15 protein-coding genes and 1 rRNA gene are annotated in these 14261 nt (G+C 29.6%); 13 read left to right on the top strand and 3 right to left on the bottom strand.

The features are described from left to right. Positions 1-8 precede the first annotated feature (8 nt). Positions 9-116, top strand: a 5S ribosomal RNA gene (gene rrf / locus OCV55_RS08450). Positions 117-172: 56 nt separating this feature from the next. On the opposite strand, the gene pdxR is transcribed toward rrf, so the two are convergent. Continuing rightward, positions 173-1561: a MocR-like pyridoxine biosynthesis transcription factor PdxR gene (gene pdxR / locus OCV55_RS08445; protein WP_147580347.1), complete on the bottom strand. Its 1389-nt coding sequence runs from the start codon at positions 1559-1561 to the stop codon at positions 173-175. Positions 1562-1674: 113 nt separating this feature from the next. On the opposite strand from pdxR, the gene pdxS reads away from it, so the two are divergent. The 4 genes from pdxS to OCV55_RS08425 all read left to right on the top strand — a co-directional run bounded on the left by pdxS (position 1675) and on the right by OCV55_RS08425 (position 5667). Continuing rightward, positions 1675-2550, top strand: a complete 876-nt coding sequence (gene pdxS, locus OCV55_RS08440; protein WP_119363874.1) for a pyridoxal 5'-phosphate synthase lyase subunit PdxS — start codon at positions 1675-1677, stop codon at positions 2548-2550. Beyond that, positions 2550-3125, top strand: a complete 576-nt coding sequence (gene pdxT, locus OCV55_RS08435) for a pyridoxal 5'-phosphate synthase glutaminase subunit PdxT (protein ID WP_147580346.1) — start codon at positions 2550-2552, stop codon at positions 3123-3125. Before pdxS ends, pdxT begins: the two co-directional genes overlap by 1 nt. A gap of 36 nt (positions 3126-3161) precedes the next feature. Further along, positions 3162-3941 (top strand): helix-turn-helix transcriptional regulator, encoded by a 780-nt coding sequence (locus OCV55_RS08430; RefSeq protein WP_119363872.1) that lies wholly within the window; start codon positions 3162-3164, stop codon positions 3939-3941. A gap of 70 nt (positions 3942-4011) precedes the next feature. After that, positions 4012-5667, top strand: a complete 1656-nt coding sequence (locus OCV55_RS08425; protein ID WP_317991514.1) for a glycoside hydrolase family 13 protein — start codon at positions 4012-4014, stop codon at positions 5665-5667. Between the two features lie 14 nt (positions 5668-5681). Here OCV55_RS08425 and OCV55_RS08420 read toward each other — a convergent pair whose 3' ends face one another. Beyond that, positions 5682-6707 (bottom strand): NAD(P)H-dependent amine dehydrogenase family protein, encoded by a 1026-nt coding sequence (locus tag OCV55_RS08420; RefSeq protein ID WP_032090730.1) that lies wholly within the window; start codon positions 6705-6707, stop codon positions 5682-5684. Positions 6708-6773: 66 nt separating this feature from the next. Next, a complete protein-coding gene (locus OCV55_RS08415) occupies positions 6774-7607 on the bottom strand; it encodes a MerR family transcriptional regulator (RefSeq protein WP_147580345.1) in 834 nt (277 codons plus the stop codon). A gap of 328 nt (positions 7608-7935) precedes the next feature. Here OCV55_RS08415 and OCV55_RS08410 point away from each other — a divergent pair, with 328 nt between their 5' ends. From OCV55_RS08410 to OCV55_RS08375, 8 genes are all read left to right on the top strand, one after another. After that, positions 7936-8637 carry a response regulator transcription factor gene (locus tag OCV55_RS08410; RefSeq protein WP_147580344.1) on the top strand — a complete coding sequence of 234 codons (702 nt, stop codon included), beginning with the start codon at positions 7936-7938 and terminating at the stop codon, positions 8635-8637. 8 nt (positions 8638-8645) lie between these two features. Further along, positions 8646-10847 carry a sensor histidine kinase gene (locus OCV55_RS08405; protein ID WP_147580343.1) on the top strand — a complete coding sequence of 734 codons (2202 nt, stop codon included), beginning with the start codon at positions 8646-8648 and terminating at the stop codon, positions 10845-10847. 166 nt (positions 10848-11013) lie between these two features. Then, on the top strand, positions 11014-11661 hold the full coding sequence (locus tag OCV55_RS08400) for a YczE/YyaS/YitT family protein (RefSeq protein ID WP_147580342.1): 648 nt from the start codon (positions 11014-11016) through the stop codon (positions 11659-11661). 56 nt (positions 11662-11717) lie between these two features. Continuing rightward, positions 11718-12413 (top strand): AzlC family ABC transporter permease, encoded by a 696-nt coding sequence (locus OCV55_RS08395; protein ID WP_119364358.1) that lies wholly within the window; start codon positions 11718-11720, stop codon positions 12411-12413. Further along, positions 12406-12711 carry an AzlD domain-containing protein gene (locus OCV55_RS08390; RefSeq protein WP_022000660.1) on the top strand — a complete coding sequence of 102 codons (306 nt, stop codon included), beginning with the start codon at positions 12406-12408 and terminating at the stop codon, positions 12709-12711. The genes OCV55_RS08395 and OCV55_RS08390 overlap by 8 nt, the downstream gene beginning before the upstream one ends. A 133-nt stretch (positions 12712-12844) precedes the next feature. Further along, on the top strand, positions 12845-13252 hold the full coding sequence (locus tag OCV55_RS08385) for a helix-turn-helix transcriptional regulator (protein ID WP_107030578.1): 408 nt from the start codon (positions 12845-12847) through the stop codon (positions 13250-13252). Positions 13253-13265: 13 nt separating this feature from the next. Further along, entirely contained in the window at positions 13266-13592 is a 327-nt protein-coding gene (locus tag OCV55_RS08380; protein ID WP_147580341.1) for a hypothetical protein, read from the top strand. A gap of 157 nt (positions 13593-13749) precedes the next feature. Then, on the top strand, positions 13750-14190 hold the full coding sequence (locus OCV55_RS08375) for an Hsp20/alpha crystallin family protein (RefSeq protein WP_106987886.1): 441 nt from the start codon (positions 13750-13752) through the stop codon (positions 14188-14190). Positions 14191-14261 lie beyond the last annotated feature (71 nt).

Below are 14261 nucleotides of genomic sequence, written 5' to 3'. Positions count from 1 at the left end.
AAGAAGAATCTGGTAATGATAGCATGATGGACACACCTGTACCCATTCCGAACACAGAAGTTAAGCATCATCGCGGCGAAGATAGTACATTGTGCGAAAATAGCTCGTTGCCAGTTCCTTCTTTTTTTTATGTTTGTTAATTAAAAAAGCCTAACACAATCTGTTAGGCTTTTTAAATATATTGTTTTAATTTTTCTACAATTAGTTCTATTTTTTCACTATCTAATGAGGAATAGTTCATAACATAAATATTTTTATTTTCATCATTATTTTTGTAATATTGAGAAAGTGGACTTAACTTTATTCCTTTACTGTAGGCATTGTTAATAATGTCTTTTTCTGCTTTTTCACTTTTTATTTTCATTAAAAAATGAACACCGGTAGTTTCATTATAAATTTCAATCTTATTATTTAGACTGCTTGTTTGGAAAGCATTTATGATTGTATTTTGTTTTTTTAAATAATAATTTCTTAAACGATTAATATGTCTTTCAAAATGCCCGTTTTCAATAAATCTAGAAAGTGTATATTGTTCAAAATTTGAAACGGTACATGAATAAAATGAAAGACGTTTATAATATTCATCAGCTAATGATTCTGGTAATACCATATAGGACATACGGATGGTTGATGATAGAGTTTTAGTAAAGGTATTCATGTAGATGACTTTATCGGAAACATCGATACTTTGTAGGGTAGGAATTGGTTTTCCTCCTAATCTTAATTCACTATCATAATCATCTTCAATAATATAATGTTTTTCAACTTTATTTGCCCAACCTAAAAGTTCATATCTTCTTGAAATTGGTACAACAATACCTGTAGGAAAATGATGAGATGGGGAGATGTGTATTACATCAATTTTCTTTTCTTCTAATTCATTTGGATCAATTCCATATTCATCCATATCCACATATTCAAAATCAACATTCATACTTTTATAAATTTGCGCAGTTTTTGGATAACCAGGATTTTCTAAGCCATATTTAACATCGTTTCCTAAAAGTTGAATAATCAAACTATATAGATATTCTGTACCTGCACCAATAATGATTTGTTCGGGTTTAACATTCATATCTCTAAAATCTTTTAAGAAATTCGCAATGTTCTTTCTTAGTTCAAGAATTCCTCCACAAGGTGAGTTGATCATTAACTCTTCTTGATTATCTCTTAGTACTTCTTTCATGGTCTTGATCCAGGTAGTAAAGGGAAAGATATCACTTTCAGTTTGATTACTAGAAAAATCAGCTAAGTAGTGATTGTGACCACTTGTTAAAATCACTTTCTCTTTATTCATTTGTTTTTTAGAAGGAATATTTTTTAGATCAGTGACATAAAAACCTTTTTTTGGTAATGAATAAATAAATCCTTCTGACATAAGTAAACTATAGGCATTTTCAACAGTAATGATACTTACCCCAAGATTTTTTGAAAAAGGTCTTTTAGATGGTAGTCTTTCTCCTGGTTTTATATTTCCTAAAATAATATCCTTTTTTATACATTTATAAAGATATTCATAAAGAAAATCTGACCCTATATTTGTAAGATTATATGTTAACATAATTGATTACTCCTTAAACTGACCTTATTGAATATATTTAAATTGAATATTTTAATATGTTCACATTTAAGTATAATAAAAGCCATAACAAAAGTAAACAGGGGGATCAAAAAATGGCAAATGAAAGATATGCATTAAATAAACAATTAGCACAAATGTTAAAAGGTGGTGTTATTATGGATGTAACAACACCTGAACAAGCAAAAATCGCAGAAGAAGCTGGAGCATGTGCTGTTATGGCACTTGAAAGAATTCCTGCAGATATTCGTGCAGCAGGGGGAGTTGCAAGAATGTCTGATCCAAAAATGATTCAAGAAATTCAAGCAGCAGTAAGTATTCCAGTTATGGCAAAATGTCGTATTGGACACTTTGTAGAAGCACAGCTTTTACAAGCAATTGAAATTGATTATATTGATGAAAGTGAAGTTTTATCACCAGCTGATGATGTTTATCATGTCAACAAAAGAGAATTTGAAGTACCATTTGTTTGTGGAGCTAAAGATTTAGGAGAAGCACTTCGTCGTATCAATGAAGGAGCAAGTATGATTCGTACCAAAGGAGAACCAGGAACAGGAGATATCGTTCAAGCCGTTCGTCATATGAGAATGATGAATAAACAAATTGCCCAAATTTCGGCTCTTCGAAAAGATGAACTTTTCGAAGTTGCAAAACAATTACAAGTACCATATGAACTTGTAGAATATGTTCACAATCATAAAAAATTACCAGTTGTTAACTTTGCTGCTGGTGGAGTTGCAACACCTGCAGATGCCGCATTAATGATGCAATTAGGAGCAGAAGGAGTCTTTGTTGGTTCAGGAATCTTTAAATCAGGAAATCCTAAAAAACGTGCAGCAGCAATCGTTAAAGCTGTCACAAATTATACGGATGCTAAATTGATTGCAAAATTATCTGAAGATTTAGGGGAAGCAATGGTTGGTATTAATGAACAAGAAATTGAAATTTTAATGGCTGAAAGAGGTAAATAATGAAAATTGCGGTTCTTGCTTTACAAGGAGCTTTTATTGAACATGAAAAAAAGTTAGAACAATTAGGAGCGACTTGTATCGAATTAAGACAAAAAAGTGATCTTGATCAAGATTTTGATGGACTCGTATTACCTGGAGGCGAAAGTACGGTTCAAGGAAAGCTTTTAAAAGAATTAGATATGTTTGATGATTTACAAAAACGTATTCAAGATGGTTTACCAACACTTGCTACATGCGCAGGACTCATTTTATTAGCTAAGGAAATAGAAAATCAAAATCAAACTTATTTTTCAACAATACCTATGATGGTAAAAAGGAATGCCTATGGTAGACAACTAGGAAGTTTTCACACCATTGAAGAAATGAAAGGAATAGGAAAAGTACCTATGACTTTTATTCGAGCACCTTATATCGAAAGTGTACAAGAGGGTGTTGATATTCTTTCTAAAGTGAATGACAATATTATTGCTGTTCAATATAAAAATCAACTAGCACTTGCATTTCATCCCGAACTTGATGAAGATGATTCAATTCATCAGTATTTTATAAATATGATCAAAAAGTCTACGAGGTAGGCTTTTTTCTTATATAATAAAAAAGAGGTGAATAAAATGGATCATCATCTAGAAATCGTTAAAACAAATATTAAATATCCTATTGTTTTTTATAATCATCAATTTAATAAAAGTCGACCAGTAAGTTCCCACTATCATCAAGATATTGAAGTTGTATATGTCGTTTCAGGAAAAGTAGAAGCATGTATTGATGGAAAGAAAGAAATATTTTATCAAGGGGAAATGTTTATTATTAACTCACATAGTGTACATCAATTCAATTTTCCTGAATTTACACATTTATATACATATTTGTTGTCAGTTGATGTCTTTAAAGAATTTCAAATTCAATCTTATTTCTTTAAATTAAAAGCTCCATCAAACAAAGAATGGTTTAAACCTTGGTTAGAAATGAAATATATTCACCATCTTTTACCAATAGAACAACATATTTTAATGTATCAACTTTATCAAAAACTCATACAGGATTGTTTATTAGATAAAAAACAAGAAGAAAACACAAAAGAAATTTATAAAATAATAGAAGAGATAGAAAAAAGATATAACCAAGATTTAACACTTGAAATTATAGCTGAACAATTTCACTTTCATCCTAATTCACTGACCCGCTATTTTAAAAAACAAACAGGAACAACTTTTTATCAATATCTACAAAAAATAAGATTAAAACATGCTTATTATGATTTAATACATACTAACATGAAAATCATTGATATTGCTTTAAATCATGGATTTAAAAATGTAAAATCATTTGAAAATGTTTTTAAAAAAGAATATCATACAACACCAACAAAATATCGAAAAGTTAATAATTGACTATAAATTGTTAAAAAAGGCAATGAATTTCCTTTATAAAAAGAGAATAATAAAAGCAGGAGGAATCAATATGGAATGGTGGAAAAAGAGTGTTGTTTATCAAATTTATGTAAAAAGCTTTCAAGATAGTAATAATGATGGTGTGGGAGATCTACAAGGTATTATTTCAAGACTTGATTATTTAAAAACATTAGGTGTTGATGTATTATGGTTAACCCCTATTTTTAAATCTCCAAATGATGATAATGGCTATGATATTTCTGATTATAGAAGTATTCAAAGTGAATTTGGAACAATGAGTGATTTTGAGGAATTATTAGATAAAGCGCATCAAAAAGATATCAAAATTATTCTTGATTTAGTTTTTAATCATACAAGTGATGAACATTTTTGGTTTCAAGAAAGTAAAAAATCTAAAAATAATCCTTATCGAGATTATTATATTTGGAAAGAAGGAAATGAGGGAGATGTTCCAAATAATTGGACAAGCTGCTTTCAAGGCTCAGCTTGGGAACTTGATGAAAAGACAAATGAGTATTATTTGCATTTATTTTCTAAAAAACAACCTGATTTAAATTGGCAAAATCCTAAGGTAAGACAAGAATGTATTGATATTATGAATTACTGGGTAGATAAAGGTGTTGATGGTTTTCGTTTAGATGTCATTAATCTTATTAGTAAGGATGAAAGTCAATACTATGTAGACAGTACTATTAAAGGTCATCAAGTATGTGCAAATGGACCACATATTCATGAATATATTCAAGAAATGAATCAAAAAGTATTTTCTAGAAAAGAACTTTTAACAGTAGGAGAAACCCCTGCTGTAACAATCGAGGATGCTAAAAAATATGCTCCTTTAGATAATAAAGAATTAAGCATGGTCTTTCAGTTTGAACTAATGAATGTTGATGGTGCAGAAGTTAATAAATGGACAGATCAAAGATTTTCTTTAAAAGATTTAAAACAAATTATGTCGAGATGGCAAGTAGGAATGTATCAACAGGCTTGGAATTCTTTGTTCTGGAATAATCATGATCAACCACGATGTGTTTCAAGATTTGGTGATACTTCTTCTCCTTTGTGTCATGAAAAATCAGCAAAAATGTTGGCGATATGTTTACATATGATGCAAGGGACACCTTATATTTATCAAGGGGAAGAATTGGGGATGACAAATGTACCTTTTAATTCACTTGATGATTATCGAGATATTGAAACATTCAATAGCTACAAACAACTTGTAGAAATAGAAAAATCGGTAAGTCATGAAGATATGTTACGCTATATGAGAAAATCAAGTAGAGATAACGCTAGAACACCAATGCAATGGAACAAAGAAAAAAATGCAGGGTTTAGTGAACATATTCCTTGGATTATGATGAATCCAAATTATCAAACAATCAATGCTGAAGCAGAAATGAAAGATACAAATTCTATTTTTCATACTTATCAAAAATTAATTCAATTAAGAAAAGAATATGAAATCATTACTTTAGGTAAATATGAGTTAATAATGAAAGATGATGAAAATATTTATGCCTATAAACGTCTTTATCAAGATGAAGAACTTTATGTTTATTGTAATTTTAGTAATCAAGAAGTTGGTTATGATACCTCTATTCTAAATGATGAAAAAATATTAATTAAAAACTATGAAAAGCATCAAAAGGGAACTCTTAAACCTTATGAAAGTATTGTTTTCTATCAAAAAAGCAGAGCTTAGGCTCTGCTTTTACATTAAATATGATATTCCATAGGATAAGTTAAATAATCTAAACGATCTAATTCATCAACTGTAACTACACCAGCAGGTGCAACTAAAACAGTTGGAATACGATTGACAATTGTTGCACATGTATGTTCAACCGTTGCAGGTTTTACAACATGAAACTCTGTATCTGGTTCACCTGTAATTTTCCAATCACACATATCACCATCATCTTCACCATAGACTTTACCAATACATTGTGTTTCAATAACAGGACCTTGGAAAGTTTCTGTTGTTACAACAGCAGCCATTCCAATACAGTTTCCTTTTGGAATTGTTTCACCTAAAGTTGATGAATATAAGTCTGTTTCATGGAAATAAGGAACACATTTTTGTGTTTGAGATTTAATTGTCCATCCCATGCGTGCTGCTAAGGCTTCATTTGAATTCCATACATATGAAGGTTCTAATACTTCAGGATGGGCAATACTTGCTTCAAATTCTTCAGGAGTTAAACCAACACCATGAGCTTTGGCAAGAGCTAATCCATAATCTTCAACATTATAACTTACAGCACCTTCAATCTTTTTAATAGAATGACATCCACCGGCTACTAAACCAACCATATTTACCCAGAAGACATCTTCCATACCACTACCAACAAAAGTACATCCATTTTCTTTTGCAATAACATCTAATTGATTTGTACGAACTGGATCTGTTGTCCAACTATATGTTGCTTCTTCACATGTAGAAATAACACTAATTCCTCTTGACAAACATTTTACATAATGATCGAAGCAATCACTGACTAAACTAAATAAAGTAACAACGGCAATATCAGGATCTGTTTCATCTAAAACTTTATCCGCTTGATCAGAAATGCATACTCCTGTTTTAACACCAAGTTCTGCAAAATCACCAATATCCATTCCTACAATTGCGGGATTTGTATCGATAGCACCAACAATCATAGCTCCATTTTCATAAAGATAACGGATGATGTATTTTGCCATCTTTCCACAACCATATTGTACAACTTTAATCTTTTCCATAATTCATGCCTCCTATTTCTTTCACTTACATCATAGACTCTTATCCAGGAAGAGAGTCAACTATTTTTAAAAAGAAACAGGAACTTGTAATCTTAAAAACATGGAACGTTCATGATGATCAAAAATACTGAGTTCACTTAAGACTTCACAAATATAATCCCCACATATTGTAAGATGATTCATCTTACAATAATCAAGAAGACGTTTGGCATAATTGATTTCTTGATGAAAATCATCAAGATAAATACAAGCATACATTCCATTTTCAATCACTTGTATTTCTTTTTCAGGAAAATGATCATCCACAAAAACAAAAATACGATCTGAAATAAACTCTTGTTTTAAAAATCGTTCTTTATTAAGAAAAGTTCCCGCATTACAATAATAAATTTGGGGATAATGATGTGCAATCAAATCATTTTTTAATTGGGTTAAAAGATATTCATAAACATTTAAATCATGTTCATAGAAATTAATATTAGTATGCATGACATAGATCCTTCTTCGATCAATATATTCTAAAGTAATTGTCCCGCTTGGGGGTGATTTACGATATCTTTCCAAACTATAAATCGTTCTTGAAATAGCATCTTTAGTTCTTTGTAAATCATTGATTTGTATAGAAAGTTGTTGCTTTTTTTTAATTAGAATTGCTTCAATTAAATTAATATCTTCTTTATCGAGAAGTTCCTTAATTTCTTTAAGATTCATTTGCAGTTCTTTCATATATTGAATCAAATCCAAACGTGCATTTTGTTTAATATCATAATAGCGATAATTTGTCTCAGGATTAACATAAACAGGCTTCAATAAATCAAGTTCATCATACAACCTTAATGTTGTTACCGTGATATGATTCATTTTGGCCATTTCACCAATACTTAAATAATCATTATTCATAGTATTCACCTCAAATTCATTATATCAAACTCTCATGTTACATAAGAGTTATTTTAATAATTTAGGTAAAAATAGACAAATAATCTTATATTTATAAGAGATTTCCTTTTTTACAAAAGATTATGTACAATAGAGATAGTTTTAATCTTAAGAAAATCTTTAGAAATATAAAAAGAAAATATTTATAAATCATCTCTATACTTTAAGGCAAGAGGTGAGGAAGATGGAAAGAATAAACAAAATCATTTTAATAAGCTTTGTATATGCAGGTTATATATGTATTAGTTTTGCATTGTTTTCAATGCTTAGATAAGGAGTTAAAAAGGGAATGGAAAAATATCATGTATTAGTTGTCGAAGATGACAATGAAATTGCCAATGCAATTAAAATTTATTTACAAAATCAAGGATACGATGTGTATGTTGGAAATGATGGCCTTGAAGGTTTAGAAATTGTGGAAAAAGAAACAATTCATCTTGCCATTGTTGATATTATGATGCCACGTATGGATGGTCTAACAATGGTCGCAAAGTTAAGGGAAAAATATGATTTTCCAGTGATTTTTCTTTCAGCAAAATCAGAAGATATTGATAAAATCATGGGACTTAATTTAGGTGGTGATGATTATGTTACCAAACCATTTGTACCGATGGAATTGATGGCACGTGTTCGTTCCCATCTAAGACGTTATGGACGTTATTTAGATGCGACAGCACCCAAAGAAAGTGATTCTATTTATCTTTGTGGTGGTCTTGAACTGAATGTAGATACTAAAACTGTTTCAGTTGATGGCAAAAAGGTAAAAGTAACACCAATCGAATTTAAAATCTTAGAATTATTAATGAAAAATGCGGGAAAGGTTTTTTCTGCCGATGATATTTATGAACGTGTTTGGAATGAAGAAGCCATTAATAGTGAAACAGTGATGGTTCATGTTCGTAATCTAAGAGAAAAAATAGAAATTAATCCTAAAAAACCACAATATTTAAAAGTTGTTTGGGGTGTTGGATATAAAATTGATAAACAATAGGAGGAAACATGAAAAATAAAAACAGATTACTTAAAATACTTTTATTTTCTGTATTGATTATTGCCTCATTAGTCACGTATTTAAGTTATGGGGTAAAAGAAAAAACGACTTCGACTAAACTTGATCTTGATAATAATCGAAGTAGAATTACCGAAATACTTACAAGTAAAAGTATTTTATTAGATATGAGAATTCAAAGAAGAAAAGGAAATTATGATTTACTTCATTATTATGTTAAAGGTGATGATATTGATCAACTAAATGTTTATGGTGATTATTCTTTAAAAGATGTTTTTAAAGATTATATTTATAATTTAGAAGATGAAAATAATCATGATACAAAAGGAATCAAATATTATGTTTATGATAAAACAGATGAAAAAATCTTTTTCACAAATTCTAAAAAGAATTTAAAAAAAGCATTTGAAACTCAAGATAAAAAAGTATTAAATGACTATCAATGGTATACAACCATTGATTATGATGAAAATGGAAATGTTTCTCTTGAGGGAAATCAAACCAGCGATTGGGAAGGATCCTTCTACAATACTTCCTTTGATCAACTTTTTAAAAATAATTATTTAGATGAAGGTAATAGTGATATTATTAATCAAATAACCATCAATAATCCAACAAACATTAAAGTATTAATTGCGATACCTAAAAAATTACCAACAAATTGTTATTTAGAACAATTATGTTCTAAACAAGGATCCATTTCTGATGTTTTAATAACCTATGTCTTTATCATTGTTGCAGTTCTTGTCATTTTTATGTTATTTGTGCCAGTCAGAAAACTGATTGAAATTGAACCTTTTAAAACAGTTGTTAAAGTTAAATTATTCTTTATGTTCTTTATTTATATTATTTTAATTGAAATGTGGCTTGCTGGCATGACAGAAGTATTAAGGGCCTCTTGGCAAGGAACTTTTGTTTGGATGCTAAGAGAAAGAGGAATGGCTGGTGCCGGTGTTGCGATTGAACCGATTATCAATGTAGGTGGTTGGTTTGTTTTCTATGCCATGATTATGTACTTTATCTTTTATATCAAATCTATTCTTGTTTTTGGTAAAGACTTTATTAAAGAACATACGCTTGTTTGTAGTGCTTATCACTATTTTAAAGATGAAATTAAAAGCTTAACACAATTTGATTTAAAGAATCAAAAAGGAAATATCATTCTTAAAATAGGTTTAATCAGTGGTATTTGTATTGAAGGAATTCTATTATTTGTTTATTTTTTTATGGGAATTATAGGAAATCTTTATTATATTAGTCCACGTATTTATCTTATTTTTACATGTTTTATTTCTTTGATTTGTGCCATCATTATTATGTTGATTTCTAAAAAGCTACTTTCAAAAGTAAGCAATGATTATCAAGTTCTTTTACAATCAGCCAATCATTTAGCTCAAGGTGAATTTAATGATAAAATCAATCAAGATCTTGGTTTATTTAATTCCTTAAAAGATGAACTTAATTGTATCAATGATGGTTTTAAAGATGCAGTAAGTAAAGAAGTCGCATCACAAAAGATGAAAACAGAATTGATTAGTAATGTTTCTCATGATTTAAAAACACCTTTAACATCTATTATTTCTTATATTGATTTATTAAAAAATGAAGATTTATCAAAAGAACAACAAGATGAATATATTGATATTTTAGATCGTAATACTAAAAGATTAAAAACACTTATTGAAGATCTATTTGAAGTATCTAAAGTCAATAGTGGTAATATTCAATTAAATCCTATAGATTTAGATATTCATGCCTTATTACAACAAGTTCTCTTTGAATATCAAGAACAATTTGAACATCATCATTTAAATCTAAAAAATGATTATGAAAATAAAAAAATCATTTGTCATTTAGACAGTGAAAAAACTTATCGTGTTTTAGAAAATTTATGTCAAAATATCTGTAAATACGCTTTAGAACATACACGAGTTTATTTACAAATCATTGAAACGAATCAACAAGTCATTGTCGTTTTCAAAAATATTTCAGCCCATGAAATATCTAATCCAGGTGATTTAACAGAAAGATTTGTACAAGGAGATGCTTCACGTAAAAGTGAAGGATCTGGTTTAGGACTTGCCATCTGTAAAAGCTTTGTGGAGGTTCAAGGTGGAACTTTTGAAGTGAATGTAGATGGTGATCTCTTTAAGACAACAATTATCTTTCCTAAGAAAATAGAAAATGATTAAAAAGGTTATTCCCTGGATCTTACTCTTTCTCCTTCTTCTTATAATCAATACAGAAATGATTTTTATGATTTATGAAGCTATCTCATTTTTGAGATAGTTTTTCATAGTTTGAAAATAAAATTAAAAGATTAAAAAATAAGTATAATACTTTTGAAAGGATGAAAGTATGGAATTTAAGTTTTCAATCAAACTAGCAATTATTTCTTTAATTGGAAATATTATTATCGCTATAGGTGTTTCAACATGTCGTATATCACAAATGGGAATTGATCCATTTACCTCAATGACAACAGGGATTAGTGGTTTATTAAATATACCTTTAGGTGTTTTTCAAGGAAGTATTAATGCGGTCTTATTTTTAGTTTTAATTTTATTAAGTAGAAGTAATTTAAAATATTTAAATATTGGTGCCATTATTAATATGTTTTTACTCGGCTTCTTTGTACAATTCTTTAATAATGTTTATTGTCAATTATTTAATGTTTCTTCACCAGATGTTATACCATTTTCATTACCAATGAAATTCGTGGTTTTAGCGATTGGTATTTTATTTGTTACACTTGGATGTTCTTTATATATCACATCAGATCTTGGAACAGGATGTTATGATGCTTTATCTATTTATATGGCAGATGTGATGTCACCATCTTATTCAGTATGTCGTATTATGACAGATGTTGTTTGTGTTTTCATTGGGTTTACTACAGGTGGACCATTAGGAATTGCGACAATTATTTTAATGTTTGGAACAGGTCCATTAATTAGTACATGGAATAAATTGGTATCAAAACCAATTGTTGAAAAATTTGCCTAAAATATTCCTCGGTAATTGTAGAGTTATCGAGGATTTTTTTGTATAATGGACACGTTATGAAAGAAATAAAAAGAGGAATGAAAAATGGAATACCAATTGCTTTAGGCTATTTATCTGTGTCTTTTTCTTTTGGTGCGATTGCTGTATCAATGGGATTTAGTGTGATACAAGCAGTTTTGATCTCGCTATTGAATCTTACTTCAGCAGGGCAATTTGCTTCACTAGGAATTATTGCAGGACAAGGGACCTATTTAGAAATGGCGATCGTGGAATTGACCGTGAATATTCGTTATGCGTTTATGTCACTTTCACTTTCCCAAAAAGTAGATGAAAAGTTTAAAGGAATTTATAAATGGCTCTTAAGCTTTTTTATTACCGATGAAATCTTTGCCTTATCGATGCTTGAAGAAAATGTGAGTCGGACTTACTTCTTTGGGCTTGCTTCAATTTCTACGGCAGGATGGATGCTTGGAACAACCTTAGGGGCAATGCTTGGCTCTATTGTACCTACGGTCATTAGTAATGCTTTATCAATTGCTTTATACGCAATGTTTATCGCAATTATTATTCCAGGAATGAAAAAAGATAAAAATATAATTAAAGTAGTAGCTCTTGCAATTATTATCCGTTCAGGTTTTTACTACTTACCCATCATCAATCAATTATCAAGTGGTTTTGCGATGACGATTTCAGCTCTTGCAAGTGCTTTTATAGGCGCTGTGTTATTTAATAAGGGGGAAGCACATGGATAAACAGTTTTATATTTATTTAGCAATCATGTCGCTTATTACTTATGCTATTCGTGCGATACCACTTGTCTTTATTAATAAAAAAATTACGAACCCAACCATTCAATCCTTTTTGGATTATATTCCTTATACGGTCCTTGCAGCGATGACCTTCCCAGATATTTTTTATTCAACAGGTCATTTGATTTCTGGAATCGTTGCGACGATCATTATTATTTATGCGTCTTATAAAGAATTAAGTCTCATTCAAGTCGCTTGTATTGGATGCTTTGTTGTAGTAATGATTGAACTTATTTTATAGTATTTGACGCTTTTTAAAGCGTCTTTTTTTCTATGTCAAATAATTTTGACAAGAAAAAAGTCCTATGTAAAAGATGTTTGATAGACTCTATCAATAGATTATGAAAAAATGAAAATGAAAGGAGAAAGAAAATATGGAAATAGGTAAAAAACTAAAGGAGGCACGTTTAAATAGGGATTTGACTCAAGAAGTCATTGCTGAAAAACTAAATGTTTCTCGTCAAACAATATCCAATTGGGAAAATGAAAAATCTTATCCTGATATTATAAGTGTCATTGAGTTAAGCAACCTTTATTCCATAAGTCTTGATGATTTATTGAAAGGGGACGATGCAATGATGGAACATTTACAAGAAAGCACAAACGTTGTTAAAAGTAATCAAAAACTATTGAGAGCGATTATCTTAAATATTATTGTGGTAATCTTATTGGTTACACTAGGAATGTTTTTACCAAGTAAAAGTTATTATTTAGTGATGATCTTTTGTCTTGCTATTGTGAGTTCATCATTGTTGCTTTATCAAATGATTAAACGTATTTAAGGAGGAACGGATCATGGAAGTAAAAAGTATTTTAGCGATTATATGTGCGGCTATTGCACTTGTTGGGGGAATTGAAACAGTTTATCAAATTTATCAATTAACGGTGATTGATGCCACAATTCGTGGTTTAAAACATCCTAAACTATGGGGATTACTCGCAAGTAATGGAAATAATTCAAGTGGTTTATTACTTTATTTGATAGGAAGAAGAAACTATCCTATAAATTCTATTGATTCTAATCAAAAAACAAAAATGATTCAAAGAAAAAAAGCAGCAGGAATCTCTTTATGTTTTATGGTTGTAGGAATCCTTGGGTTGATTTTAAGTATAAGTTTATAATTTTTAGCACTCACCTCTTTACAGCGCTAAAAGTAAGAGCTATAATGTATTTAGAAATTAGGAAAGGTATTAATAAAGAACCTAGTTTCAAGAGTTAACACCGCTTGAAGTAACGATGCTAATGACTAAGCATTTATATTGAAAGGGGAAATGACTTATGATGATGCCTAGCTTATTTACAGAAAACTTATTTGATGATTTCTTTAATGATTTCGATGAAGATTTCTTTGGAAAGAAAAATCCATTATATGGAAAACATGCAAGAAATATGATGAAGACAGATGTCAGAGAAACTGATACGACTTATGAAGTAGATGTTGACTTACCAGGCTTCAAGAAAGAAGATATCAATGTCAACTATGAAAATGGATATTTGACAATATCAACAAGTAAAGGCTTGGATAAAGATGAAAAAGACAAAGATGGACATTATATCCGACAAGAAAGATATGTTGGAAATATGACGCGAAGCTTCTATTTAGGAGATATTCCAAAAGAAGATATCAAAGCTAAATATGAAGGTGGAGTACTTCGTTTATCAGTTCCTAAATCTGATATGAAACAAATTGAAAACACAAGTACAATTATGATTGAATAAAAGATGTAAGGGTGAAATCTTCAAAAGATTTCATCTTTTTTTTGTTTATAGGATATACTAAAGAAAATAAA

Source organism: [Clostridium] ammoniilyticum, assembly GCF_025566905.1.
GTDB lineage: Bacteria > Bacillota_I > Bacilli_A > Erysipelotrichales > Coprobacillaceae > Faecalibacillus > Faecalibacillus intestinalis.
This window is presented reverse-complemented; position numbering and strand designations above follow the sequence as displayed.

Excerpts from the sequence above, each read along its gene's own strand:
- pdxR (WP_147580347.1), bottom strand. The coding sequence starts at position 1,561 with ATGTTAACATATAATCTTACAAATATAGGGTCAGATTTTCTTTATGAA.
- pdxS (WP_119363874.1), top strand. The coding sequence starts at position 1,675 with ATGGCAAATGAAAGATATGCATTAAATAAACAATTAGCACAAATGTTA.
- pdxT (WP_147580346.1), top strand. The coding sequence starts at position 2,550 with ATGAAAATTGCGGTTCTTGCTTTACAAGGAGCTTTTATTGAACATGAA.
- OCV55_RS08430 (WP_119363872.1), top strand. The coding sequence starts at position 3,162 with ATGGATCATCATCTAGAAATCGTTAAAACAAATATTAAATATCCTATT.
- OCV55_RS08425 (WP_317991514.1), top strand. The coding sequence starts at position 4,012 with ATGGAATGGTGGAAAAAGAGTGTTGTTTATCAAATTTATGTAAAAAGC.
- OCV55_RS08420 (WP_032090730.1), bottom strand. The coding sequence starts at position 6,707 with ATGGAAAAGATTAAAGTTGTACAATATGGTTGTGGAAAGATGGCAAAA.
- OCV55_RS08415 (WP_147580345.1), bottom strand. The coding sequence starts at position 7,607 with ATGAATAATGATTATTTAAGTATTGGTGAAATGGCCAAAATGAATCAT.
- OCV55_RS08410 (WP_147580344.1), top strand. The coding sequence starts at position 7,936 with ATGGAAAAATATCATGTATTAGTTGTCGAAGATGACAATGAAATTGCC.
- OCV55_RS08405 (WP_147580343.1), top strand. The coding sequence starts at position 8,646 with ATGAAAAATAAAAACAGATTACTTAAAATACTTTTATTTTCTGTATTG.
- OCV55_RS08400 (WP_147580342.1), top strand. The coding sequence starts at position 11,014 with ATGGAATTTAAGTTTTCAATCAAACTAGCAATTATTTCTTTAATTGGA.
- OCV55_RS08395 (WP_119364358.1), top strand. The coding sequence starts at position 11,718 with ATGAAAGAAATAAAAAGAGGAATGAAAAATGGAATACCAATTGCTTTA.
- OCV55_RS08390 (WP_022000660.1), top strand. The coding sequence starts at position 12,406 with ATGGATAAACAGTTTTATATTTATTTAGCAATCATGTCGCTTATTACT.
- OCV55_RS08385 (WP_107030578.1), top strand. The coding sequence starts at position 12,845 with ATGGAAATAGGTAAAAAACTAAAGGAGGCACGTTTAAATAGGGATTTG.
- OCV55_RS08380 (WP_147580341.1), top strand. The coding sequence starts at position 13,266 with ATGGAAGTAAAAAGTATTTTAGCGATTATATGTGCGGCTATTGCACTT.
- OCV55_RS08375 (WP_106987886.1), top strand. The coding sequence starts at position 13,750 with ATGATGATGCCTAGCTTATTTACAGAAAACTTATTTGATGATTTCTTT.